This is a genomic window from Streptomyces sp. NRRL WC-3618, from assembly GCF_001280005.1.
Taxonomy (GTDB): Bacteria; Actinomycetota; Actinomycetes; order Streptomycetales; family Streptomycetaceae; genus Streptomyces.
Genome location: NZ_LGDW01000034.1, coordinates 1 through 23445, shown reverse-complemented (window position 1 = coordinate 23445; position 23445 = coordinate 1). Strand labels below are relative to the sequence as shown.

Sequence of the window (23445 nt, the reverse complement as noted above, 5' to 3'; positions counted from 1 at the left end):
AGCACTCCGCTGGATGTGATGGTGGTCCTGGCTGATGGGGTGACGGGTTCTGCTGAGCTGACGATCGCGCTGGATGTGGCGACGCGCAGTATCTGCGCGGCATGGCGTTGAACAGCCTCGGCGGCGCCCTGCGGCAGGTGCGGCGGTTCGAAGACGCCATCCACGCCCACACCCAGGCCGCCGACGTCGCCCGCGAGCTCGGCGACCGCCACAGCGAAGGCGCGGCGCTGAACAACCTCGGCGGCGCCCTGCAGGAGGTGCGGCGGTTCGAAGACGCCATCCACGCCCACACCCAGGCCGCCACCGCCTTCCGCGAACTCGGCGACCGCCACAGCGAAAGCACGGCGCTGACAGCCTGGGCAATTACGCACAACGAGCGCTGGCTGAGGCGGAGGTGAACGACCTTCGCCCCACTGCCGTTGCCCTTGCCGGTCTCGTCCGCTCAGGTCAGGCCGCATGCGGGTACTCGTGAAGTCATGTCAGCGAGGGGATCGCGTCGTCGTGTGTCGAGGCACGCAATCCTGCCCGTTCATCGCGACCTGCGGCAGGCCACTCCGGATGTCGGCGAACTGGCGGTAGCGCGGGCCGACGGGATGGACGTCAGCACCATCAACCGCGAACTGTCCATCGCACGCAAGGCGAACGGCTGGTGACAGCACCAGGGCTGGATCGAAGGCGACCCGGTGATCGGCATCGAGCGGCGATCGGTACCACCGGACCGCACAAGGCCCTCGCCACGAACCGACACCCCGTCTCCGCCAAGCGCAGGCTCTCGAACGAGAACCCGATCCCGAGAGACATACATCCCTCGATGCAGTGATACCGCCACACCTGTTGCAACCGTACGGTGAGCCATACCGGCGCCGAGCTGCACGAACGACCACCAACAAGGTCACGCCACAAGCGGCAGCCCCAGAGAATCCGCTCTGCCAGTGGTGCATGAACCCAGCGATGGAGCGAGGGGGTCCGGGCGTGCGCTACACCAGCATCCGCGCCTAACGACAGAGACCTGCGAGCACCACCACATCCAGCAGCTCATGCCGTCGACACCACAGCGAGCTACGCGCCCCGTTTCGTCGCCGCCTTCTTCGCGGCGGTCTTCCTGACGGCCGTCTCCTTCGCCGTCTTCCTGGCCGCGGCCTTCTTCTTCGGCAGCTCGTGCACGTCCGCGTCGCCGCGCTCACCGCGGGATGCCTTCGCCTTGGCCACGGATTCTTCCAGCGCCGCCATCAGATCGAGTCCCCGGCCCGTCGGCTCCGCGGCCGCCGGCGCCACGGACGGCGCCCGGTGCTCCAGCTTCGCCTCGATCACCTGCTCCAGGGCCTCGGTGTACCGGTCCACGGCGAACTCCGCGTCCTCGATGCCGTCGCGGCTCATGGAGTCGATGAGAGCCTGGGCTCCGACGTCCTCGTCCGACTCGGCTGCTTCCGGCGCCAGACTGGAGGGGTCGCGGATCTCGTCCGGCCAGGGCATCGCATGCAGGACGATCAGATTGACGCGGCGGCCGGAGGTGGGCCCGTATTCCTCGGCATGCCTGCACGGCGATAGCCTCGCGGCGCCGCCTTCGGGGACTTCGCAGGTCCTTCTCTGTCTAATGCGCTTCGCTTCCCTTGACGGCCACGTCGACTATGGGACCGATATGGATGAAACACTCACGAAATGACCGTCTTGCGCGATCTGCTCTGGCAGAGTCGCTGGGTGTTCAGGGGTGCGTGAAGCGAGGTGCCCCAAGCGCCCAGTGACCAGGGAAATGCCATGAGCGACACAGGAGGCGACTCCGGCCGGAACGCCGACCGAAGTACGGACCGCAGTACCGGGGACGGTCCTGCGTCGCCGACGCCCCCGCCCTCGGGCGCGGTGAGTCGGGCTCAGTCTGCCCCGGGTGGGCCGGGCGGAGGGCACGCCGCGTCCGCGGGGCTTGACGAGGGGCCGAGGCCGCCGTCCTGGCGGGCGTTGATCACCGGCCTGCTGATGGCCCTGGTGATGGCCACCATCATGGTCACGACCTACGTGTCGGCGCAGCATGCCGTGGTCGCGCGCGACCTTCCGTGGGGCGTGACCGGCAGCTCGCCGCTGACCACGGCCGTCCAGGAACACGTTTCGCTGAAGATCCACCACTACAAGGACCAGGCCGCCCTGGAGGACGCCGCCAACCGCACCGAGATCTACGGCGGCTTCGTGACGCAGAGCAACACCGTGGTGATCGCCGAGGCCGCGAGCCTGGTCGCCCCCGGCCAGATGCCCGCTGTCTACGAGAAGGCCGCCAAGGACCAGGGCCGGCATCTCGCCTTCAAGGTGACCAACAAACTTCCCAAGGAGGACCCGCTCGGCGTGGTCCCGGGCATCGCCGTGTTCGTGCTGCTCGTGGCCGGCTATCTGGGCTCCACCCTCGCCATGCAGCGCACCGGCACCGCGTCAGCCCGTCGGCGCGTCCTCAGCCTCATCGGCTACGCGGTCATCGCCGGCCTGGTCTTCGACGTGATCATCGGTCCGATCCTTGACGCCTACCCGGACGTCGGCACCAACTTCTGGCCCCTGTGGGGAGAGTTCACCCTCATGTGCCTGGCCGTCGCGCTGCTCGCCGCAACGCTTCAGAGCCTGATCGGCCCGATCGGCACTCTGCTCACCGTCGTCATCGTCGTCTTCTTCGGCAACCCCTCGACCGGCGGAGTCAACGGAACCGCCTACCTGCCGGTCTTTTGGCAGTTTCTCGGCCCCGTCCTGCCGCCGTGGAACGGGGCGACCCTGGTCCGCAACACCCTCTACTTCGACGGCAACGCAATCACCCAGCAGCTCATCGTCCTGAGCATCTACGTCGTCGTCGGAGCCGCGCTCGTCACCATCTCCACCTACGGCCGCCTGCTGTGGTGGCGCGGCACCAAACGACGCCCGCCCATGAGCCCCGAAGAAGAAGGCGGCGTCGCCGCCATCCCACCCGCATGAACCGGCCTCGCCCCGCATCCCGCCGCCAAGACCGGGCCAGCCAGGCACCAGGCCACACCCCCGCAGGCTGCAGCGACGGCTCGGACCGACGGCGTCTCGCCCGTCTTCCGGTCCTGCCTGAATTTCTAGGCTCGGCCCGTGGGACAGCCTGAGCAGCGCGCCGAGGGCGCGGGACCGTTCACCACCCGGCTCACCTGGCACCCTCCCGGCGGCGGCACCGCCGTGTGGGAGTCCCGGCTCGCGCGCCGACGCGGAGTACTCGCCGTCCGTCCCCACGGCACGACGGCAACTCGGCACATCCGTGCGGACGCCGTTGCCATCGCCCGCCTGCGCCGGCTCAACGCCATCGCGGCGATCGCCTTCGTCATCGGCGGGGCCCTCTTCGCCGCCGGCGCGGCCGTCGCCCAGTTCGGCTCCGGAGACGCCACCACGTGCGCCTCGATCTACTTCGCCGGCGGCCTGTTCTTCACCACCGGCGGGTACGTATCACTGCTCCAGGTGGTCAACGCGCCCCGCCACGAAGGGGGTGGCGAAGGCCGGCTGGTCACCGGCCGCTGGCGGTGGTGGAGTTACGAGCCGATGCGGGTGGACTGGCTGAGCACGTTCGTCCTGTTCGCGGGCACTCTCGTCTTCGCCGTCGACCTGCTGGACTCCTTCCTGCAGGGCCTGAACGTCCACCAGGTCAACCGGCTGATCTGGGTGCCCGACATGATCGGCTGCGCCCTTTTCCTGGTCTCCGGCCATCTGGGCTTCGTCGAGATCTGCCACGGCCGGCCCTGCCTGCGCCCGCACAGCCTCGGCTGGCGGATCGTGACCGTGAACCAGCTCGGCTCCGCCCTCTTCATGGTCTCCGCGTTCGCGGCCTACACCCGCCCCGCCACCGACAGCCTCGTCAACGCCGACATCGCCAACTGGGGCACCCTCACCGGCGCCCTGTGCTTCTCCCTCGCCGGCCTCCTCCAACTCAGCGAACACCCATAAAGGTCGCAGGCGAGGCGATGCCGACCAACCTCCACACCGTCACTGCCGCAGCGTGCTCCGCGAAGCTGGCCAGCAGCCGTAGTTCAGAGAAGTGACCAGCCCGAAAGAGATAGCTCCTGACCATACGGTTCGGGGCACAGCACACCTCCGCGACAGCCCCGAGAACACAACCAGCGTACGAGCGGCAGCACCGTCCAGCACGAGGAAGACCAGCAGGTGCTGGGACCTACTCGGTCGGGTGAAGACGGCCGGATCGCAGAACCTTTTCGGGCGCCGGAGCGTAGTGCCGTGCATGGGGCCGATCAATGAAGCGCATGTGGAACAGCCGGGGCTGGCCGTGGTGGAGATCGCGGCGTGCGACGACCGGACCGCCTTCGCCGTCCAGGAGCTGCTCGCCGCGCGGTGGGCGACCTCACCGGCGGACCGTACGACCCGGGATCCGGGGCAGCCCGGCGTCCGGCTGCGCTGTTACCTGGACGTACGCCAGGAACTCAAGCCACGGCACCGGACGCGAGGTGCCGTAGCGCGCTGACCTGCCGTGGTCGGGCCTGTGGTCGGGTCGGGTGCGGGCGCTCAGAAAGTCTGCGAAGCGGGTCGAGGCGTACGTCTACCTCGGCCACCATCGTTCGACGGTGGCAGTCGTCCGACCCGGCAGCTTGGCCTGATCGGCGACTCCGTCACTTCGAGCCGTAGTACAGCCGGAGGAACTCCTCCATCGCCGCGTCGACGCCGACGCGGTCACCGGTGGCGAGCAGGTCGAGCAGCAGACCGCGCACGGTGGCCAGTCCCAGCCTGGCCCGGTTCCGGGCCGTGGCAGGGTCCGCGCCCGCGGCAATCTCGGCGGCCACGAGCGGCTCCAGCCAGTCCGTCACGAGCCCTTTCAGGATCGGGGCAGCCTCGGGGCGGCCCCGCAGCCCGTGCCCGCAGATTTCGAAGAAGAGCCGCTCCTGACCGGCCAGTCGAGGGTCTGTCAGCTGCCGCCAGAGGAGCCTCGCGACATCAACGGGCGAGAGACCGGGCTCCGTGCGGAGCCGGGACAGCAGATCACGCTGGCGCCGCTCCGACGTCCGGACGATCTCGACGACCAACTGTTCCTTGGAGCCGAAATAGTGGATCAGCATGCGGTGACTGATGCCGATCGCGGCGCCCAGGCCACGCAGGCTCAGGTCCGCGATGCCGTGTGCCTCGACGTGGTCGACGGCAGCGTTCACCAGTTGGGCGCGTCGGCCCCCGTCCGTGCCAGGCGTGGCCTTGCCCTGAGGATGCGAGCTGTCCGTATTCACCACGTCACAAGTGTACCAATTGGTACAGGTCCTATGTACCGTGTGGTACATGAAGTCTGTCACCGTGTCGATCGATGTACCGCAGACGCCCGAGCAGGTCTACGACTTCCTCGACGTCATTGCTCGCCACGAGCGATTCACCAACCACTACCTGACCGACTGGCGCTACAGCGGCCCCGACCGCGGCATCGGATCGTGCGCCACGGTCACAGCCGCATTGGGTGGCACGAAGACCGACGTCTCTATCGAGGTCGTTGAGGCCGACCCGCCGCGGCGCATCGTCGAACGGAACGTCAGCGCGGCCGGCCGGCGCTTGGCACACGGCACCTACACCATCGAACCGCTGCGGACCAGCGGGAGTCACGTGTCGTTCACCTACGCCTGGACGCGCGCTCCTCTCGCCGACCGCCTGCTTGCACCCGTCGTCCGGGCCATGATGCGGCGCGCTAACCGCACGGTCATGCGACGCCTGGCCGCCGGGTTGGCTCGCCACGTGTCCACTGCCGGATCCTGACGTCGGTACGTGTCAGCCGATGGAAGCTCCGTGCAGATGTCTCATGAGACACCCAGCAATCTGGAGAACGACGGTTTTAGGGCGCTGGTGTCCGTCGACGCGGGGCGGGTGGTGCTGCGTTCGAGGCGCGGCACCGAGATGGTGCCGGCCTTCCCCGAGGTGGTGGCCGGGTCCGCGCAGTTGCCGGACGCGACGGCGCTGGACGGTGTTATGTGACCTGCACGGGTGTCTCAGCCGCGCCGTGACGCATGCGTCACGCCTCCGCATGCCAGGGGAAACCATCCGGGCCCTCGGCGGCACGGGTCCAGACCCGCTCATCGTCATGGCCGCGGATCTGGTCCAGGAACGGGAAGTCCTCCGGCTGCACGGCCAGTTTGGCGACAGGGGTCACCGGTACGGGACTTGCCCATTGGGCCGGCTGCACCGAGACATCGCCGACCCGCATCCGCGGCTGCAGCTCGAAGGTGCCGGCGGGCAGCAGGTAAACCGTGCCGGGACGCCAGTGCTGCTGCTTCAGGGCCCGCGCGCTGATGGAGAAGTAGTAGCGCGGCTCGCCGAGCCTCTCGCTACCGTTGGCGAGGCGGGCGCAGCCATTGATCAACGACATCGGGTGGCGGTCCCGGTCCAGGATCGCGTAGTACATCGGCCAGAGCCCGTCGCCGGCGGCGAAGACCGCGCGCGCCGGTTGCCGAACTCTCTGCTGTCGTCCGGCTGCCGGGGTTCGAAGAGGCTGATCGCCGGGTCACCCGAGCCGTGCAACAGCAGTCTGCCGCGGTCTGCGGCATGGCAGAGGAACTGCCATTTCGGCGCCTCGAGCCGGTAGTCGATGGGCTCATCGGGACCGTTCGCGAGCGCTTGCTCCAGCAGTCCGTCGAAGGATGCTGACGTCCTGCGGTCCGGGGGTGGAGCGGGACGCGTCATCCAGTACGCGGGCAGCTTCATCAGAGCAACCTATCCAGCGCACTACTTGGGACACCATGAATCCGGCTGGATGCGCTTCCCGAGTCAGCAGCGAAGCAGGCCGACCATCAGCAAGATCCAGCTCAATCGCCGTCACCGCTGGCCATGACACTCGATCGCCCGCGAGATCTGGACTAGGCACTCGGGCGGTGTTTCTCCGGAGGCGAGATGTGTTCGCCGCCGATGGTTCGGGGAGCCGAGGAAGGAAATGGGGCCGCGGGGCCGTCGGCGCGGCACAGATAACCTGCGCGAATGAAGCGGATTCAGCGGGCCGCCGGCGTGATCGTCGGCTCAGCGGTGGGTGACGCACTGGGCGGCCCCTCGAGTTCGGTCCCCCGGGTGCGTTCTCCGCGCGGTTTCCCGCGCCTGGTGCCGGTGGCGAGATGTGCGGAGGCGGTGGCTGGGACCCTGGCGAGGCCACTGACGACACGCAGATGGCCGTCCTGGTCGCGGAGTCGCTGCTGGAGCGGGGCGGACTGGATCTGCCGGACATCTTCGCCCGCTTCCAGCGATGGGCAGCATCAGACCCCAAGGACATCGGTCTGCAGACCGAAGACGTCCTGACCAACGGCATGCCCTGGGACCTCGCCGCCGCGATCCATTTCCAGGTCAACCAACGAGCAGCGGGAAACGGCTCCCTGATGCGGGCATCGACCTCCGCGGTCCACTTCGCGGCCGCCGGCCAAGAAGCCACCATGGACGCGGCCCGCCGCATCGCCGCCCTCACCCACGGCGACCGCGCGGCCTGGGAAGGCACCGCGATCTTCCACGAACTCATCCGCGTCACGTTCGAGGACACCGACCCCCTCACCGCGCTCCCCGACATCCTGGCTCTCGTCCACCCCGACCACCGCGGCCGCTACGCCACCGTCCTCGCGCCCGACTGGCACCCCGATCAGGCGACCGAGTTCAACGGCGCCGTCTGGCCCTGCCTGGGCTCAGCCGTCTGGGGCCTGCACACCACCACCAGCTTCGAAGACGCCATACGCACGGCGATCGACCTCGGCGGCGACACGGACACCGTCGCCGCGGTGACCGGAGGCCTCGCCGGGGCGTACTACGGACTCGATGCAATCCCCGCCCACTGGACCCAGCCGCTCCACGTCCCCCTCCCAGGATTCAACGGACGGGTACTGCGCCTGGCAGACCTGCTCCATCTTGCACACCGCCTCGAAGAGAGCTCTCGATGAGACAGGTGTGGCAGCCCGCATAACGACGAGCTGGTCGTGTGGGACACCGCGGGCGGCCTCGCGTTCGAGCGGTTGCAGAACCGGCTTGCCCGGGGCGGCCCGGGCTGCGGAGGAGTGGCCGGCCCACTTCGTCGCGTTCGATCTGCTGCGGCTGTCCGGGACGGACACGACCGGGTGGCCGTTACGCGGTGCGGCCGATGGTCGTGCTGTCAGTCAGCCAGGACGACGGGCTGTCGCGGTGTGCGCCCTGTGGCAACGGCCGCGACCATGTCGGCGAGGCCTGCGGGGTAGACCGTTTCCTGAGCGGTGTGCAGTTCGGCCAGGGTCCACCATCGGTACTCGCGGATGGTGCCGGGCTGCGTCGCAGCTGCGGGGTTGATGTCGGCTGCGGAGAGGCGGGTGAGGAAGTACGACTCCCCCTGCCGGACTTCGCGGCCGCCGACCAGGTGAGCCGCCGTTCTCGTCGTAGCGGAGAAGCAGGACGCGGTTTCCTGCCTCCCTGCCGATGGCGCGGGGCGGCTTCGCAGTGGCGGCGTGGAGGTCGTCATGCCTTCCAGTCCGGTGCGTGACGAGGGCCTGGATGACTCGGAAGGAATCGTTCGACGAACGGTCCCAGCGACCGCATCGCGAACGCATCCGAATCGCATCCTCGATGAGAATCCGGTGCCGTACGTTCGTGGGACGGCCCAGCAAAGGACCGTCCCACTCCCGTTTCCGCGCGCTACCCGCTGCTAGTTTCTGTCACCCAACGTAGCACTTGTATACGTCGCGCAGATGCGGCCAAGTCGCAGGTCCGACTTTGCCGTCGACCTGCAGGACCTTCTTGCCGCAGAGCTCGTTGATCCTGGCCTGAAACTTCTTCGCGGCCGTCTGCGAGTTACTCCCGAAGATGCCGTCGACGGTCCCCGGGCTGTATCCCAGGAACTTCAACAGGCACTGGGCTTCCTTACCTGCCGCCGACACCGACGTCGACGACGGCTGCACCGTGTTGCCGCTGTAGTACCCGGCGTAGTACTTGTCCCCCGGCGCGGTACCGGTGCTTTCAACGTTGCATGCATACGTCGTTTGCGCGCCGGACTCGGCTGCCGTTGCTGGGACACCCGACAGTCCTGACAGACAGAGCGTGGCCACGCTCACGGCCGCTGCGACTTTTGATCGTAAGTGCACGAGCGATCCCCCCAGTTGATGCTGTGAAACTCGTGCGGTGCGACTTGTCGCCATCTCGCATCTCTCCCTTGTGTCTTGGTACGCGCGCCGTATTCCAGAGCCTGCGCCCGACAGCCAGCCTGTTCCCGCCAGCCCGTCCCACCACAACGAGCCTCAGAAGCATCGGTCGCCTACCCGCCCGAATGCAGTCTGGGTCTCGGGTCCGGCGACTCCGTTGATCTCACCGGTGTAGCCCTACCTAGCCTTCAGCTCACGCAGGAGCTTGGCCCGCATGGTTCTCAGGCCGAGGTTGATCACCGCGAGCGGAGCGATGGCGTTGGAGCTTGTCGTCGGCTTCATGGCCGGCTCAGACGGCAGCCTCTGTCAGAGGGGCGGGGGGCAGGTGGATTGGGTGTCGATCTTGATGCCAGTCACCGTGGAGGTGGAGCTGAAGTTGGAGGTTTGGTTGGGCTTCAGGCAGGCGTAGTACGTCACGCTGTACTGGTCGACGTAGCGCAGGTAGACCCGGTCATCGTTGCGGGTATTCCTGACCTTGTTGGCACCCCGGCTCTTGGATCCGAGGTCTTGGTAGTAGTTGGTGACGTCCTGGTACGCGGCCGTGGGCTTGCTGTTGTTCCAGTCGCTGTCGGTCAGGTAGAAGCAGACGCGGGGCCAGCCGCATCCGTTGTAGTCGTAGGCCGAGGCAGCGGGGGCCGAGGCCAGCCCTGCGGTGGCGAGCGCGGCGGCCGCTGTCGCCACGATGGCCATCCGCTTGGTCAGAACGCGCACAACGAATCAGCTCCCCGTTTTTGTCCCAATGGGTACCCGCCGGTCAGACACTCCCAGCTGTCCCCTGGGTACAGATGCTGGGGTACCTACAACTGTTCAGGCAATGCGCACGGTGCGCAGTCGCGGGGTTGCGACTGTTCACGGTGCACGGTCGGCGATGCGGAACGCGTGGACCAGTTCGTGGGTGCCGGGGCCTGGGGTCTGGAGGCTGCGTTTCAGGAGCTGTTCGGCGGTGCGCAGGTGGGCGCGGACGGTAGTGCGGCTGATGCCAAGGTTTTGGGCCGTTCGCTGGGCATCGGTGCCGGCCTCGATCCAGGCTCGCAGGGTCTGGTGCACGGTGCGGTCCGTGCCGAGCTGCAGGGACTGGAGGAAGGCATGGGCCCAGGTGATGGCCGCTTCGGTGGACAGCAGACTGTCCACCGACGGCGTCGGCACATGCTCGGCTACGGCGTTGCCGTCGGGTAGCGGGAGGTCGGTGATCGCCAGGGCCAGGGCGAGCTCGGCGCGGCTGCGGGGGTCCTGCAGGTTGAGGCCGAGGGCGTCTTGGACACGCCGCAGATGGGCGGTGACGGTGTTGCGGCTGACGTCGAGCAGCCGCGCCACACCGGAGCGGGGAAAGTTCAGGGCAAGGCTGGTGATGTCGAGGGTGAGCCGGGGGGCCTCCCTGATCGGCTCCAGGAAGGCCCGGGCCCAGGCGAGGGCTTGTTGACGGGGGAGCAGCCCGGCCAGCGGTGGCTGGCCGTGGTAGTCGGCGACCCGGTCGGGTGTGTGGCTGGCGACGGCCAGGGCATGGCGGGCTTGATCGTAGGCCCGCGCAGTGGCCGGCAAGGGCGCGGGGGCGCTGATGCCCAGTGCGTAGTGCGGGTTGTCTCGCACCAGCGCCTGCAAGGGCGCGGCCAGGCCGCCGTCCGCACTGTCGCCGTCGTGGTCCATGGGCAGGAGACAGATGAGGTGGTCGTCGTAGACGGGGCAGCGCACCATCAAGCCGCGACCGTGATAGCCGGACGCATCCTGGTGGGCGTCGATGAGCCTGCCGCGGTCTGAGGGCGGGCAGCGCAGCAGGTGGATGCGCAGACGTTCAGCGTCTAGCAGCGGCGGAACGGCACCGGCCGTCATCCGGCGGGCCAGCGTCAGTTCCCCAGCCATCAGGGCCGTGAAGACCGCCAGGCGCAGCCGCGCTGCCGCCTGCTGATAGCGCAGTGCGAGGTTGTCGGCCTGCCGGGCTTGTCGCAACACCTCGAACATGGCGCCGACATGGGATGCCAGCGCCTGCGCCTCGCGTGTCAGCAGTAATCGGCTGGCCACCACCAGCACCGGACGCGGCACTTGCCGTCCGAGCGCTTCGCACCGCACATGGAACACGCCCACCTGCGTGGCCGCAGCGGCCAGCTGTCCGCTTGACAACTGCGTCAGCACCGGCTGGAGACTGGCCAGGATGTCCGGCGTAAGCCGGGCGGTGGACACCTCCACCTCGCCCGCGCGGTCGAGCAGGGCGATCTCCGCTTCGAGCTGCCGCCCTAGCCAGGCAATCAACGTCTGCGGATCAAGGTCAGCACCCTGGCAGACACGAGGCCTTAGTTGGCGCAGCAATTCATCGAGTACCTGAGGTGTCGGCACGGCTCTCCTTCGCCAGCTCGTCGGCATCCTTGCCCGAGTCAGGCAGCGCGCACTCCTGGATCCTGAAGTACCGACGGATCTCCGCGCAGCGATACTCACACGCCGCTCTCAGCGCGCGCCAGACCCTCTCGCGTTGACGATCCAGTTGCTCGACTCCAGCGACCACACGAGTCGGGGCGCGACCGCAGTTGATCTGCGGTCCCTGTGCCGACGCGGCACCCCGCTCTTCTCAGTCGCCAGGCGGGTCAACCAATCCGCCGCAGCGGGGCCACCAGGTGGAGTCAGATCTCTCCGGCCGCCGTGGTGGTGGCCTACGCGGCGGCTTCGGCATCGGTCAGGGTCAGCACCTGCGCCTGGTGGACGATGTCGCCCCGCTGAACGACGTGGACGCAGCCTCGGTGCGGGCGTCCGCGGTTCTTGGGGCGGGGCCGGCCACCGGAGCGAACCTGCGCCAAGTGCCGCTGGGAACCCGCCCCAGGATGACGGTGGAGAACTGCTCGCGGCCTTCCAGCCCGAGGACGCCGAGGGTGGGGTCGCCGTCGAAGAGCACGTGCATGCGGACCCATGGCACCGGCGAACAGGACGTCGTTCAGCGCGGTGAAGGCCGGGGACACCCTCGGGTCTCCCGGACGGCGGACCGTCTCCCAGTGGCGGGCCAGCACCCGGTGTGGACTGGCGGCTCGGGGCCGCGCTGATCGCCCTCCTGCGCAGCTTCAACGCCGGCGCGTGGGACTCGGTGAAGTAGTGACCCGAGGGACGACGCTCCGGCGCGGTGCGTGCTGTGGCGGCGGAAGTTGATGTTCCGGGGCCGCGCACCGTAGAACTGGGCCTCATGTCTGATCAGCGGCCAGCCCCACGCCCGGCGCCAAGGCCCTTGCCCGGTCCGCCCGGCGGGTACGGGCCGCCACGGTTCCAGGAGGTCAGTGCCGGGTACCGGCGTTGGGCCGGCGTCCTGCTCTGGCTCGTGATCGCCGTCGCGGGTCTCATGGTGGTCGCTTTCGTGGCCAGCATCGTCTTCCGGTGAAGGCGGACGCGGACGTGGACAACGCTGCCTACGGTTATCTCGCGCTCTTCCTCTGGTTCGGTATCGCCGCCGCGATCCCGGTGCTGCTGGCGCTCGGTATCCCCGCAATCGTCATGACGCGGCGTGTACGGCAGCAGGAGCGGCTGGGCCACGATGCTGTGTACCGAGGGCTCAAAGTCGGCGAACAGTAGCCGCGTGAGCTCCAGGCGCGACTCGTAGATCACGTGTTCCTGTGTCGTCGCCGACCAGCACGTGCCGGAAAAGTGCTTCTGCCCCTTGTACCAATGAAACGTCCGCCACGGAGCAGCCGACTCCAGAAGCCCCACCGACACAGTGATCCACGAGAGGTCCTCGGCCACCGCGCCGTCGCGCCGTCGCGCCGACGGACGCTGACCGTGACAGCCGACGTCTACCGAGTAGCCGCACGATAGGGCTTGGGATGTGCTGGCCTAGCGGTTCGGCTCAGGGTGTATCAGCAGGCCGTCGCGCGGACGAGGTCGAGTTCCATGCTTGGCCTGCTGCGAGTCGGACGCTTGGCGCTGCGGTCGGAGACCAGGGCGCCGATCGCGGCGATTACCTCGGGCAGGTCGGCGCGCTCGCCGGTCCAGCGTTGCAGCAACCACCACTGCTTGACCTCTGCGTTGGCGTGCTCGACCATGATCCGCCGTTGGGATTGGCGGCGGCGCGCATAGTCGTAGAAGTTGCGCTCGGACGGCCCGGCGTCCGCTGCCAGCTTCTTCGGCGGGGCGCTGACCTGGCCGGGGAAGTCGCGGGCCAGACCGGCATAGCCGGAATCGACTTCGGCTCTCACGTTCGGGTGCAGCCGCAACTGCTCCTCGACGCCCTCGGTGCGTACTGCGGTGGCATCGTGCATCCGGCCTGGGCGGATCGCCCCGAGCCACAGCTCCCGACCCTGCACGTCGCTGATCATCGTGGCCTTCTCGGTGTTCTGCCTCTTCTTGCCCGACACGAACGCCTTACGGCCTGGCCGCCCCGCCTTCGGGCGGCATACCTGCACCTCGGTACCGTCGATCCGCAGCGTGATCCCCTCCGCCTGGGCATAGGCGAACACGTCCGCGAGGGTCCTGAGCCTGATCCCGGGCCGGTCCGGCACCGCGAAACCGCGAGCGGTCAGCAACGGGCGCACCTCGCCAACCGCCCGGTCGATCGTGGAAGGCGAGACTCCGAACGGCGCCGCGAGCACCCTGTGCGACAGCGCCCAGCGCAACACCACCAAGGTCACCAACACCCGGTCCACGAAGACCAACTGGTGATCCGGCCCAGCCCCGGCCGCCCGCAATCGGCCATGGCCACGCCGTTTGGCAAGCTCAGAGTCCCGGGCTGCGATCCACGGCTCGGCCATCTCGGCGATTCAGCGCACCCAAGTGTTCCTTCGAGACCCCGCACAACGCAGCATCAGAGCAGGCCGCGCGGGCCCAACTTGACTTCACACTCCAGATAATCCCGTGCGGCTGTTCGCCTTCTGGCACCAGGACGGCTGCCGGAGCTTGACCGCCGATACATCGATCATTCAGGACCGGGCCGGTGCGCCAATTCGTGGTCGAGGATGCTGAAGACTTCAGAGTCACGCCAGCCGTTCCGGAGCAGCGCGGTGTGCCGGTGCCGGCCCTCGCGGGTCATGCCGAGCTTGCCCAGCACCCGGGCCGACGCGACGTTGCGAGGATCGCAGGTCGCATAGATCCGGTGCAGTCCCATCAGCCCGAATCCTCTGCCGAGAAGTTCCCCGCCGATGGCTGTACCCACGCCTCGTCCCCACACCCGAGGATGCACGAGATAGGAGATCTCGCCCTGGCGGTGGGCCAGGCTACGAACCTTCAGCTCGCCAATACCGACGAGTTCACCGTCGAGGCAGGCCGCATACACGAATCTTGACCGTGGGGACTGCAACCGGGCATCCACGGCGCCTTGGACGAAGTCCCGCGTCTGTTCCTCGGTGTTCGGCCCCCACGCCTGGTAGCGGCAAGCCTCCGGCAGGCTGGCGAAGGCGTGTACATCGTGGCAGTCACCGACAACGAGATCGCGCACAGTCACCGAGGTATTGATCACAGGCGGATCCTTCCAGGCCAGCAACGCCAAATGCCAGCACTCAAGTCGCAGGCTCCTGGACGATCAAGATCGCGTCACTATCGTGCGGCTACTCGTTAGTGGAACTCATCGAGCGTTCAGTCGACAATCAGCACTTCGCCTCCGCGCGGGATCAGTCGTGGATACGATATCTGCCAGCTTGAGTGTCACGCAGTTTCTGAGGGGGGACCTTGGCACAGCAGCCGATCGAACTCGCCATGCCCGACGGGCAGATGGTCTGGGCCATGATTGAAAGACAGGGACCACGGGACACCGGACTCGGTGACCAAGTTGCGCAGCGCATCGAGGGCTTTCAGGAATCGCTGCATGCCGTGGCCGCCAATGTACGCACTGCGGTGGCGACCGTTCGGCCTGACGAGGTGGGTGTCGAGTTCGGGCTGGAGCTGGCAGCTGGCAAACACGGCTGGTCGCCGCGCTGACGGGCGTCGGTGGGAAGGCCACGTTCAAGGTGACGCTGAAGTGGACCGCAACGGGTCCCGACCCTGTCTAACCGCCGCAGCCGGAGCCGGTTGTCGTGCCTGCTCCCTCTGACGAGGCGTGAAATTATTCTGCTTCGCCAGACGGATATGAGATTCCGACACTCGCTATGCGCGGATTTAACCCGGTCGCCGCACTCCAGGACCTCCTGGAGACGTGCCGCGTGCTCGTGGAAGGGCCAACCGAGGGAACGGGATTTTTCGTTGCTCCCGGGTTCGTCGTCTCCTGTGCCCACGTTGCCGGCGTCGAAGCGGGGGTGCACACACAGGTTCGGTGGAACGACCAGAACTACGAAGGTGTAGTCGTAGCGGCTTCCGCGGACGCCCTAGCCTCGAAGTTTCGTGACGGTCCGCCGACGGAGTTGGTGGACCGTCACGAAACTTCGAGGTTAGTGTGCTGCGCCAGAAATCCTGCTGGTTAGTTCTGCCTTGTTTTCTGGCTGACGGTTCCGACTTTGGTGAGGTAGTCGGCGAGGGAGTTGAGGATCTCGTCGGCGGTCTTGGTCCAGGTGAAGGGCCGTGGGTTCTGGTTCCAGGTGTCGATCCAGGCGGTGATGTCGTCCTCCAGGGCCTTCACGGACGTATGGACGCCGCGGCGGATGAGCTTGTCGGTCAGCAGGCCGAACCATCGCTCGTCGGGTAAGACCGCTGCATTGCTGCAGCGGTCCCCCCTCAGAACCGGCCGTGCCCGATTTCCAGGCAACCGGCTCAAGCAAGCTCTATGGCTCGCGGGCTGGTCAGAAGTGCTGGCGGCTTGCCGATGCCGGTGGTCAGCCGACGGCGGCAGTGGGTGTGGATCAGACGTGGGGCGGCGGATTTGTCCGGCTTGCCGTTGCCCGCATCGGCGATGATCGCGTGTTTCCGGATCGCCGTGCGGATGACCTTGAGCCACTGTTCCCACTGGTCGGGAGTTTGCGGCTCGTGGTCGGCGTGCAGCAACAGCCCTCCGCAGAGAGGACATCGGCCGTCCTGTTTCTGCAACAGATGCAGGGTGCCTTTGCCCAGCGGGAGTTTGCCGCGGCGACGCCGCTTGGCCCAGAAGTCGACCAGGGTGGGATCGTCGGTCGACGCCGTTCCTGGCACCATCCGGTGCCGGACGATCGGCGTCCAGGCGAACTTGTAGAGGTAGAAACCGCTGGTGCGGTCCCCGAACACCCACCTGTCATGCCTGAACGGGTTGAACATGCCGAAGTACCGGTCGGTCACCCAGCGCTTCGACTTGTTCGCGTGGGAGAACTTGGCCCACTTGTAGACCAGTCTCCACACGTAGGCGTCCAGCGAGTTGAACGCCCGCTTGGACACCCCGATCCGGTAGTAGGCGGCTCAGCCCTTGATGATCGGGTTGAGCTTGGCGATCACCGCGTCGGCGTTGGCCCCTCGCAGGGCCAGCATCTCGGCGGCGAGCCGTTCCCGGATCCGCCGCAGGGCCGCGTTGCTCGGTTTGGTCAGCAACTTGCCGCGATAGCGTCGGATGTTGAACCCCAGGAAGTCGCAGCCCTCATCGAGGTGGACAACGCGCGTCTTGTCCTCGTTGAAAGCCAGCCCCCGGGGCGCGAGCAATGCGGCGAGCCGTGCCTTGACCTGCTCGGCCTGTTCCTGTGAGTGGCACAGGGCGAGGAGGTCATCGGCGTAGACGACCAGAACCGGTGAGTCACGGGCCAAAATCGCGGCATCGCTGCCGAGAGTCTGGTAGCGGACTCCAGCAGCCTTTCCCATTCCGTGCAAGGCGATGTTCAACAACGCGGGACTGATCACCCCGCCCTGGGGAGTTCCCTCCAGCGTGGGGACGAACCAACCTTTCTCGACCACGCCCGCCTTCAGCCATCCGGCGATCATTCCCCTTCCAGGAAACGAACCCAGCGACGTGAGCAGGTGATCGTGGTCGATTCGGTCGAATGCCGCTTTCAAGTCGGCGTCGAGCACCCACAGGCGCTTGGCGGTCTTGCCGCACGCCGTCGTGTGGATGGCCACAATCGCGTCATGACAGCCACGGCCGGGACGGAAGCCGTAGACCTTCGGTTCCAGCCGCGCCTCCCACTCGGGCTCCAGTGCATTCAGTGCCAGAGCTTGGAGGCATCTGTCAGCGATCACGGGAATTCCGAGCGGGCGCTGTTTTCCATTCGCCTTGGCGATATACACCCGCTTGACGGGCTTGGGTTTCCACGGGGCCGCGCCATGCTGGACCCAGTCGGCCAGCTCGGCCTTTTCCTGGGGCAGCAAGACGACTTTTCCGTCAACACCCGCCGTCTTGCGGCCGGCGTTGACCTCCGTGACCCGCCGCACACTCGCGAGTGTGTTGGCGCGGGAGCGGAGCATCAGCTTCTGCAGATTCCTGACCTTGGCCAGGTCTCCTGCCTGCGATGCCGTGAAGATGCGCTGCCGCAGACGCCGTACGTCGTCCTCGACCTTCCGCCAGTCGATCGACGGCCAGTCGGTGATCTCGTCCTCCGGTCCGTTCGCCACGGTGACGGCGGTCGCTGCAGCTTGAGCCGCCCCGGCCGTGTGTGCCGTCATGGCGTCCAACTTGCCCTTCGGTTCCGGTGTCTTCGGTCATCGTTTCTTCACAAGCTCACCAGACCCACGTCAGCACCCTTTCAGGTCGGGGTATCGGCCCCTATCCGGCCAGTTATGCGGGAACCGCCGACGGAGGTGTCGGCATGTGGTTCCCGGTTTCCTGCTGCCTTTCGGCCACCGGCATTCGCTTGCTGGGTCTTCCTGCGCCCGCTGGAGAGTTGGGCCTTCCTTGCGGTTGGCTTACCAGGCCAGAAAGTGCATTGCCTGGACTCCATCGGGGTTGTCACGTTCCGCATGAGAGAGATGCTGCCGGGGAGGGTGCCCTCTGCACCCCGAGGACGGCGGTGCACTCCCGACCGGTCAGGTATCTCCGGTCGGCGCCTGCCGCTTTTCAACGGCCAGTCCCTATCTCCCGCTGAAACAACCCATCGGCGAGAGTGCTCATGACGAGGCATCATCAAGGGTTCATCCGCATTCACCCGTCCGGCATTTCCCGGCCTGTAATCCCCGGATGGAACGGGAATCCTTGGGCCTTTCCTCAGGCTTCGCACCCCGCGATTACTCGCGACGCACGCTGAGGCGGGAACGAGCCCTGCGCACTGGCTCGGGTCTACACCTTCGACATCGTCGAACCTCCTTGGTGATTCCCACTCTTCTCAAGCGGCCTCGTGTCGCACCACCTGGTTCATCCAGGAGGAACCGGTCGGGGTGAAGTGGACATGGAAGCGGGGGTGCTTGCCGAGCCACGTCCTGATCTCGGCGGTGTTGTGAGTGGCGTAGTTGTCGCAGACGAGGTGCACGTCGAGCCCGGCGGGCACCGCCTTGTCGATCCGGATCAGGAACTTCTTGAACTCGATCGCCCGGTGGCGGCGGTGCAGTGCCGATATGACCGTGCCGTCGGCGATGTTGGAGGCGGCGAACAGGCTGGTGATGCCGTGCCGCAGATAGTCGTGGGTACGCCGTTCGGGCATGCCCGGCAGCACCGGCAGCACCGGCTGGGACCGGTCCAGCGCCTGGATCTGGGACTTCTCGTCCACGCAGAGCACGACCGCCTTCTCGGGCGGGTGGTGGTACAGGCCGACAACGTCGACGACCTTGGCGACGAACTGCGGATCGGTGGACAGCTTGAAGGAGTCCTGCAGGTGGGGCTTGAGGTCGAATCGCTTCCAGATTCGCCCGATGGTGGACCTCGACAGGCCGGTGCGCTGGGCCATCGAGGCCCGTGACCAGTGTGTGTCCTGGCCCGGGACCGACTCCAGGGTGGCCACGATGACCTCCTCGACCTGGTCGAGGAGGATCGAAGGCGGCCGGCCCGAGCGCGGCTCGTCATGCAGGCCATCGAGGCGTTTTGCGATGAACCGGGCCCGCCAGCGGTCCACGGTCGACCTGTCGATGCAGGTCGGCTGCGGCCTGCTGGTTCGTCCCGCCTTCCGCGCACCGCAGCACGATCTTGGCCCGCAACCCGAGGAACTGGGCGGTCTTCGCCCGCCGCGCCCACTGCGTCAGCTGCCTGCGCTCAGCATCGTCGAGGACCAGGTCGGCCTTCGGCCGGCCAATCCAGCCGGCGTCCTCAAGCCCCTCCAACCGCTCCGCGGCGAAAGCCCGGCGCCACTTGCCCACCGTCTTGGCCTGGACACCGACGACTCGCGCCGCCCCGGCGTTTGACATGCCGTCAGCGCACGCCAGGATGATGCGGGCCTTCTCGGCCGAGCGCCGGTGCGGGTAATTGCGTCCGGCGCACCAACTCGGCGCGCTCAGCCTCGGACAGCGTGATCTCCACAGCAGAAGCCCCGGGATGCGACATGACAACAGGGTAGTAACTAATCCTCAGGATTTCTGGCGCAGCACACTAGATCACGAAGTCGCACTGGAGTACTAATAGGACAACTCCAATACGCAGCACCAGTTGTCCCGCGCAGCGCGCGCGAGCCGGGTCGCCATCGGGCGCGCGGCACTCCGTTGCTGTCCGGCAGGACAGCGCAGAGCAGCGGGTGGCGTTCGTGCCTGGATGTCCGCACACTTCAGGGCCAAGCCAGGGACAACATGTCCGCGGATGAAGTCGCTCTTCATCCGGTTTCCGGTTCGCGCGAAGATCTTCCTGTCGGACAGAGGAGCGCGGACGACGGCGCTCGCCTACTCCCGTCCGTCTCACCGCATCCGATCTGGTGCCCCGTGTAACGAGCCCGGCCGAGCCGCCTTCCAGGCGGCCACCGCGGGGACACCGATCATCCCGTCCTCGCCACCACGGAGCGCTCAACCATGACCCCACTCCTCATCGGCCCGGCCGACAAGACCGTCGCCATCACGGTCCAGCAGCGCACCTGGAAGGCGCCCCCGGACACCTTCCGGCTGCTGGCCCCCATCGACCTTCCCACCGTTTTTCACCGAGTGGCGCCGTTCCCAGGAGTCAGAAGCGTGGAGAACCAGACCGAAGCCTGGGACCACGCCGGCCCGCGAAGAAACCCGCAGTTCGACGACGGATCACAAGTCGACGAACAGCTCACCGAGTACACGGCGGGGTCCAGCTTCGCCTATCAACTGACCGGCTTCACCAACGTCCTCTCCCGCCTCGCCGTCGGTGTCCGAGGCGAGTTCAACGTCAGTCCCGACGGCGACGGCACGCTCATTCGGTGGACCTACGAGTTCAAGGCGCTGCCCGGTCGCCGGTGGATCCTGGCCGGTCCCTTTGCTCCACTCTGGCGCCGATACATGGTGGCCGCCCTCTCCCGGTGCGTGCAAGTGATCGAAGCAGAGGCAAGTGGCGCGTAGGCGTGGCCTTGGTCCCCACCTACGAGCAAGAGCTGTTGCTTCGCATCGAAGCAATGCGTGACCCAGGAGAGCTTCGAAAGGAAGCACCCCGCGTGTATAGAGAAACGAGGATGTCCCATGAAGGCAGTGCGTTTCCACGAGTACGGCGACCCGAGTGTCCTGCGTTACGAGGACGTCGAGCAGCCCATTCCCGGCCTCGGGCAGGTTCTGGTGCGGGTCGCCGCGACATCGTTCAACGGTGTCGACAGCAACATCCGCGGGGGCTTCATGCAGGGCCCCGTCCCGGTGACCCTGCCGCACACCCCCGGCATCGACGTCTCCGGCACGGTCGAAGCGCTGGGTGAGGGCGTGGCCGGCCTCGAAGTCGGTGACCGGGTTGTCGGCTTCCTGCCAATGGCGGGCGATGGCGCGGCCGCGGAGTACGTGGTGGCTCAGGCCGGGGTTTTGACGTCAGCGCCTCGTTGTATTCCGCTGTCCGATGCCGCCGGGCTGCCGTTGGTGGGGCTGACTGCCTGGCAGGCCCTGTTCGATCACGCGAAGCTGACGGCGGGACAGCGCGTGCTCGTCAACGGTGCGGGTGGCGCGGTCGGCGGCTACGCCGTCCAGCTGGCCAAGAACGCCGGCGCCTACGTGATCGCCACGGCCGGCCCCCGCAGCAGTGAGCACGTCGAGGCGGCGGGTGCCGACGAGGTCGTCGACCGCACCGTCACCGAGGTGAGCGCGGCGGTGACCGAGCTGGTCGATGTCGTGCTCAACCTCGCGCCGATCGACCCGGCGCAGCTGGCCGCGCTGCCCGCCCTGATCCGTTCCGGTGGTGTGCTGGTGAACACCACGGTGTGGATGCCTGCGCCCAGCGACGAACAACGCGCCGTGCGCGGCATCGACCTCTTCGTCAACAGCGACGCCGAACAGCTGTCGCGGCTGGTGGCGTTGGTCGACTCCGGCGAGCTGCGCGTCGACGTGGCGCAGCGGGTGCCGCTGGCGCAGCTGTCGGCAGTCCACGGCCAGGCCGCCACGGGCGAGCTGCACGGCAAGGTCGTCGTCGTCGCGCCTGCCGCCTGACATTCCTTCGAAAGGAGACGACCATGACTCCGTCCCTGGAACGGAGACGGGCCGGGCGCCGGCCCCGGTGGCCGTGGCCGCCGGGTTCCAGTTCGCCCCGGCCTTCACCAGCCCCGTATCGCATGCGCCTGATGCCGGACACGTCCGGCCGGCACCACGTTGGCCGTCACCGGGTCGCAGCAGATGCCCGAGCCGTGCGAGCCGTCCACCCAGCAGGTGACCGCGACGGTCGACGACTCCCCCTGAACGTCAACTGACCGACCTTTGAAGGAGACACCCCGATGATCCCCGACGACGACCCGTCCCGCCCGCTGACCGTGGCGAACCCCGACGATCCCAGCACGACGTACATCTCTCTGGTGGGCAACACGTACGCCATGCTGATCACCGGCGAGCAGACCAACGGCCGGTACTGCCTGATCGACATGCGCGTCCCCGACGGCGGAGGCCCGCCGCCGCACCGGCACGACTTCGAGGAGATGTTCACGATCCTCAAGGGCGAGATCGAGTTCAGCTTCCGCGGCGAGAAGCACACCGTACGGGCCGGGTCGACGATCAACGTCCCCGCCAACGCGCCGCACAACTTCCGCAATGTGTCGGGTGCGCCGGCCCGCATGCTGTGCATGTGCACCCCCGCCGGCCAGGACGAGTACTTCACCCGTATCGGCGATGTCGTCGCTGGCAAGGACGCGCCGCCGCCCCAACTGTCGCAGGAAGAGCTCGCCGAGCGCCGTCGCCGCGCGGCCGACTTGGCCTCGGCCTACCGGAGCGAGTTCCTGTGACCCACGGGTCCGGCAAGCCCGGCTTCGCTCGACAGGTGCGAGCTGGGCGCAGGTGGGGCCGGAGAGACAGCGCAGGGCGAGCTGGACAGATCGCCCCCGATAGGCGAACACGCGCCGGTCAGTCGAACATGGCGCAGTGGATCGCGTCCATCAGGGCCGCGCCGGTCTGGTGCGCCTGCTTGTTGAGGGTGGATGTGGCGAAGAAGAACGCGGCCGTGCGGTGGCCGGTGGAGTCGGTGACGTTGTAGGTCGCATAGCCCGCGACGACGCCGACATGGTCCCAGACCGTGCCACAGTCGGTCTTCGCCGTCTCGATGCCCAAGCCGTAGCCCAGCTCGTCCGGGTCCCCCGGCCCGGCCTCCGGCACGGTGGTGCGCATCTCGGCCAGTTGGGCGGCGGGCAGCAGGCGGCCCGACATCAGCGCGCCGTAGAAACGGGACCAGTCACCGGCGGTGGACACGATCGCGGCATCCGCGCCGTCGGCCGTGACGTAGTCGCCGGTGACGTCCACGTGGTCGTCGTGGTGCGGTCCGGCGTAGTTCCTGAACTCGTCGGGGACGTCCGGTGGCATGTGGGCGGCGTCAGGTTCGTAGCCGTGCGCGTGCCGGTCGCGCCAGGCGGAGCCGGTGGCGTAGAAGGTGTGCCGGAGCCTCAGGGGTCCGGCGATCCGGTCCCGTACCAGCGCCGCAAGGTTCTTGCCGGTGGCTTTCTCCAGGACAGCGCCGATCGCGATGTAGTTGGTGTTGCTGTACGACCACTCGGCACCGGGCTCGAACAGTGCCGGGTGTCTGCTCACCAGGCTCAGGATTTGCGTCGACGTCCATACGTGGGTGTCCCGGCCGGTGAGGGCCGGTGCGAGGGCGGGGTCCTCGGTGTAGTCGAACAACCCGCTCGTGTGGTTGAGCAGCATGCGCAGGGTGATCGCTCTGCCGTTGCGCGCCTTGCCGGGCAGCCACTTGTCGACCGGGTCGGTGAGGGCGAGTCTGTGCTCGGCGACCAGTTGCAGGACGAGGGTAGCCATCACCGTCTTGGTGTTGGACGCTTCCCGTACCTCGTCGTCCGCCCGGAGCCGATGGTCCTTCTTCGTCCAGGCGGCCTGCTCGGAGATCTCGATGGGCCTTCCGTGACCGTCGTCCACCCGTACGATCACCCCGGGCACTCCTTCTTCCACCAACTTCCGCGCCAACGCCCAATGCCGTTGCTTGAGAGGTGCACGTAGTTCCTCTCCAGGCGCGGTGACCGTCCGGGTGCTGGTTCGTTGACACGACATGCATCCATGGATCGGGTTA

The 23445-nt window shown here is 67.4% G+C and carries 27 protein-coding genes and 2 pseudogenes; 13 read left to right on the top strand and 16 right to left on the bottom strand.

From position 1 onward, the window contains the following. Nucleotides 1–101: 101 nt before the first annotated feature. Both ADL01_RS05535 and ADL01_RS45795 read left to right on the top strand, forming a co-directional pair. Entirely contained in the window at nucleotides 102–398 is a 297-nt protein-coding gene (locus ADL01_RS05535) for a tetratricopeptide repeat protein (protein WP_053740752.1), read from the top strand. Between the two features lie 105 nt (nucleotides 399–503). After that, nucleotides 504–653, top strand: a complete 150-nt coding sequence (locus tag ADL01_RS45795) for a hypothetical protein (protein WP_234354505.1) — start codon at nucleotides 504–506, stop codon at nucleotides 651–653. 406 nt (nucleotides 654–1059) lie between these two features. Here ADL01_RS45795 and ADL01_RS05525 read toward each other — a convergent pair whose 3' ends face one another. Then, on the bottom strand, nucleotides 1060–1473 hold the full coding sequence (locus tag ADL01_RS05525) for a hypothetical protein (protein ID WP_053740751.1): 414 nt from the start codon (nucleotides 1471–1473) through the stop codon (nucleotides 1060–1062). A 480-nt stretch (nucleotides 1474–1953) separates the two neighbouring features. On the opposite strand from ADL01_RS05525, the gene ADL01_RS05520 reads away from it, so the two are divergent. The 3 genes from ADL01_RS05520 to ADL01_RS05510 all read left to right on the top strand — a co-directional run bounded on the left by ADL01_RS05520 (nucleotide 1954) and on the right by ADL01_RS05510 (nucleotide 4456). Further along, nucleotides 1954–2943 carry a hypothetical protein gene (locus ADL01_RS05520; protein ID WP_053740750.1) on the top strand — a complete coding sequence of 330 codons (990 nt, stop codon included), beginning with the start codon at nucleotides 1954–1956 and terminating at the stop codon, nucleotides 2941–2943. 138 nt (nucleotides 2944–3081) lie between these two features. Next, the gene (locus ADL01_RS05515; RefSeq protein ID WP_053740749.1) at nucleotides 3082–3924 is read left to right on the top strand and encodes a hypothetical protein; all 843 of its coding nucleotides are present in this window, start codon (nucleotides 3082–3084) and stop codon (nucleotides 3922–3924) included. A gap of 292 nt (nucleotides 3925–4216) precedes the next feature. Continuing rightward, nucleotides 4217–4456 (top strand): DUF6207 family protein, encoded by a 240-nt coding sequence (locus ADL01_RS05510; RefSeq protein ID WP_053740748.1) that lies wholly within the window; start codon nucleotides 4217–4219, stop codon nucleotides 4454–4456. A gap of 145 nt (nucleotides 4457–4601) precedes the next feature. On the opposite strand, the gene ADL01_RS05505 is transcribed toward ADL01_RS05510, so the two are convergent. Then, nucleotides 4602–5210, bottom strand: coding sequence for a TetR/AcrR family transcriptional regulator (locus ADL01_RS05505; RefSeq protein ID WP_053740747.1), 609 nt, complete (start codon nucleotides 5208–5210; stop codon nucleotides 4602–4604). A gap of 46 nt (nucleotides 5211–5256) precedes the next feature. Here ADL01_RS05505 and ADL01_RS05500 point away from each other — a divergent pair, with 46 nt between their 5' ends. Then, nucleotides 5257–5721: an SRPBCC family protein gene (locus ADL01_RS05500; protein WP_053740755.1), complete on the top strand. Its 465-nt coding sequence runs from the start codon at nucleotides 5257–5259 to the stop codon at nucleotides 5719–5721. A gap of 36 nt (nucleotides 5722–5757) precedes the next feature. After that, the gene (locus ADL01_RS05495) at nucleotides 5758–5937 is read left to right on the top strand and encodes a hypothetical protein (RefSeq protein ID WP_159049458.1); all 180 of its coding nucleotides are present in this window, start codon (nucleotides 5758–5760) and stop codon (nucleotides 5935–5937) included. Nucleotides 5938–5974: 37 nt separating this feature from the next. On the opposite strand, the gene ADL01_RS45250 is transcribed toward ADL01_RS05495, so the two are convergent. Next, on the bottom strand, nucleotides 5975–6364 hold the full coding sequence (locus tag ADL01_RS45250) for a hypothetical protein (protein WP_199834762.1): 390 nt from the start codon (nucleotides 6362–6364) through the stop codon (nucleotides 5975–5977). A gap of 569 nt (nucleotides 6365–6933) precedes the next feature. Here ADL01_RS45250 and ADL01_RS05485 point away from each other — a divergent pair. Beyond that, nucleotides 6934–7871, top strand: a pseudogene (locus tag ADL01_RS05485) (ADP-ribosylglycohydrolase family protein). A 209-nt stretch (nucleotides 7872–8080) separates the two neighbouring features. On the opposite strand, the gene ADL01_RS05480 reads toward ADL01_RS05485, so the two are convergent. From ADL01_RS05480 to ADL01_RS05460, 5 genes are all read right to left on the bottom strand, one after another. Beyond that, nucleotides 8081–8419 carry a hypothetical protein gene (locus ADL01_RS05480; protein WP_199834761.1) on the bottom strand — a complete coding sequence of 113 codons (339 nt, stop codon included), beginning with the start codon at nucleotides 8417–8419 and terminating at the stop codon, nucleotides 8081–8083. Between the two features lie 193 nt (nucleotides 8420–8612). Beyond that, nucleotides 8613–9008, bottom strand: coding sequence for a peptidoglycan-binding domain-containing protein (locus ADL01_RS41410; protein ID WP_199834760.1), 396 nt, complete (start codon nucleotides 9006–9008; stop codon nucleotides 8613–8615). 393 nt (nucleotides 9009–9401) lie between these two features. Continuing rightward, the gene (locus ADL01_RS05470) at nucleotides 9402–9806 is read right to left on the bottom strand and encodes a hypothetical protein (RefSeq protein WP_053740743.1); all 405 of its coding nucleotides are present in this window, start codon (nucleotides 9804–9806) and stop codon (nucleotides 9402–9404) included. Between the two features lie 138 nt (nucleotides 9807–9944). Next, nucleotides 9945–11423 (bottom strand): helix-turn-helix domain-containing protein, encoded by a 1479-nt coding sequence (locus ADL01_RS05465; RefSeq protein WP_234354504.1) that lies wholly within the window; start codon nucleotides 11421–11423, stop codon nucleotides 9945–9947. A 340-nt stretch (nucleotides 11424–11763) separates the two neighbouring features. Next, the gene (locus tag ADL01_RS05460) at nucleotides 11764–11979 is read right to left on the bottom strand and encodes a hypothetical protein (RefSeq protein ID WP_053740741.1); all 216 of its coding nucleotides are present in this window, start codon (nucleotides 11977–11979) and stop codon (nucleotides 11764–11766) included. A 464-nt stretch (nucleotides 11980–12443) separates the two neighbouring features. On the opposite strand from ADL01_RS05460, the gene ADL01_RS45790 reads away from it, so the two are divergent. Further along, entirely contained in the window at nucleotides 12444–12638 is a 195-nt protein-coding gene (locus tag ADL01_RS45790; protein ID WP_234354503.1) for a hypothetical protein, read from the top strand. A gap of 281 nt (nucleotides 12639–12919) precedes the next feature. Here ADL01_RS45790 and ADL01_RS05450 read toward each other — a convergent pair whose 3' ends face one another. Further along, nucleotides 12920–13810: a transposase family protein gene (locus ADL01_RS05450; protein ID WP_324614576.1), complete on the bottom strand. Its 891-nt coding sequence runs from the start codon at nucleotides 13808–13810 to the stop codon at nucleotides 12920–12922. Between the two features lie 164 nt (nucleotides 13811–13974). Continuing rightward, nucleotides 13975–14514 carry a GNAT family N-acetyltransferase gene (locus tag ADL01_RS05445; protein WP_053740740.1) on the bottom strand — a complete coding sequence of 180 codons (540 nt, stop codon included), beginning with the start codon at nucleotides 14512–14514 and terminating at the stop codon, nucleotides 13975–13977. Nucleotides 14515–14723: 209 nt separating this feature from the next. On the opposite strand from ADL01_RS05445, the gene ADL01_RS05440 reads away from it, so the two are divergent. Continuing rightward, nucleotides 14724–14972 carry a CU044_2847 family protein gene (locus ADL01_RS05440; protein ID WP_053740739.1) on the top strand — a complete coding sequence of 83 codons (249 nt, stop codon included), beginning with the start codon at nucleotides 14724–14726 and terminating at the stop codon, nucleotides 14970–14972. A 475-nt stretch (nucleotides 14973–15447) separates the two neighbouring features. Here the strand turns inward: ADL01_RS05440 and ADL01_RS05435 are convergent. The 5 genes and pseudogenes from ADL01_RS05435 to ADL01_RS47680 form a co-directional block, all read right to left on the bottom strand. Next, nucleotides 15448–15663: pseudogene (locus ADL01_RS05435) on the bottom strand (IS630 family transposase); the annotation flags it as partial. A 74-nt stretch (nucleotides 15664–15737) separates the two neighbouring features. Then, nucleotides 15738–16331 carry a hypothetical protein gene (locus tag ADL01_RS47415; protein WP_324614575.1) on the bottom strand — a complete coding sequence of 198 codons (594 nt, stop codon included), beginning with the start codon at nucleotides 16329–16331 and terminating at the stop codon, nucleotides 15738–15740. 21 nt (nucleotides 16332–16352) lie between these two features. Then, nucleotides 16353–17543, bottom strand: a complete 1191-nt coding sequence (locus ADL01_RS05430) for a reverse transcriptase domain-containing protein (protein WP_324614574.1) — start codon at nucleotides 17541–17543, stop codon at nucleotides 16353–16355. A 656-nt stretch (nucleotides 17544–18199) separates the two neighbouring features. Further along, nucleotides 18200–18922, bottom strand: a complete 723-nt coding sequence (locus ADL01_RS47685) for an IS630 family transposase (protein ID WP_420719685.1) — start codon at nucleotides 18920–18922, stop codon at nucleotides 18200–18202. Continuing rightward, nucleotides 18870–19211, bottom strand: a complete 342-nt coding sequence (locus ADL01_RS47680) for a hypothetical protein (RefSeq protein ID WP_420719684.1) — start codon at nucleotides 19209–19211, stop codon at nucleotides 18870–18872. Before ADL01_RS47680 ends, ADL01_RS47685 begins: the two co-directional genes overlap by 53 nt. Nucleotides 19212–19802: 591 nt before the next feature. Here ADL01_RS47680 and ADL01_RS05420 point away from each other — a divergent pair. The 3 genes from ADL01_RS05420 (at nucleotide 19803) to ADL01_RS05410 (ending at nucleotide 22156) form a co-directional block, all read left to right on the top strand. After that, nucleotides 19803–20312 carry an SRPBCC family protein gene (locus ADL01_RS05420; RefSeq protein WP_053740738.1) on the top strand — a complete coding sequence of 170 codons (510 nt, stop codon included), beginning with the start codon at nucleotides 19803–19805 and terminating at the stop codon, nucleotides 20310–20312. Nucleotides 20313–20429: 117 nt separating this feature from the next. Continuing rightward, entirely contained in the window at nucleotides 20430–21374 is a 945-nt protein-coding gene (locus tag ADL01_RS05415; RefSeq protein ID WP_053740737.1) for an NADP-dependent oxidoreductase, read from the top strand. A gap of 281 nt (nucleotides 21375–21655) precedes the next feature. After that, nucleotides 21656–22156, top strand: coding sequence for a cupin domain-containing protein (locus ADL01_RS05410; protein ID WP_053740736.1), 501 nt, complete (start codon nucleotides 21656–21658; stop codon nucleotides 22154–22156). Between the two features lie 118 nt (nucleotides 22157–22274). Here ADL01_RS05410 and ADL01_RS05405 read toward each other — a convergent pair whose 3' ends face one another. Next, nucleotides 22275–23306: a serine hydrolase domain-containing protein gene (locus ADL01_RS05405; RefSeq protein WP_053740735.1), complete on the bottom strand. Its 1032-nt coding sequence runs from the start codon at nucleotides 23304–23306 to the stop codon at nucleotides 22275–22277. Nucleotides 23307–23445 lie beyond the last annotated feature (139 nt).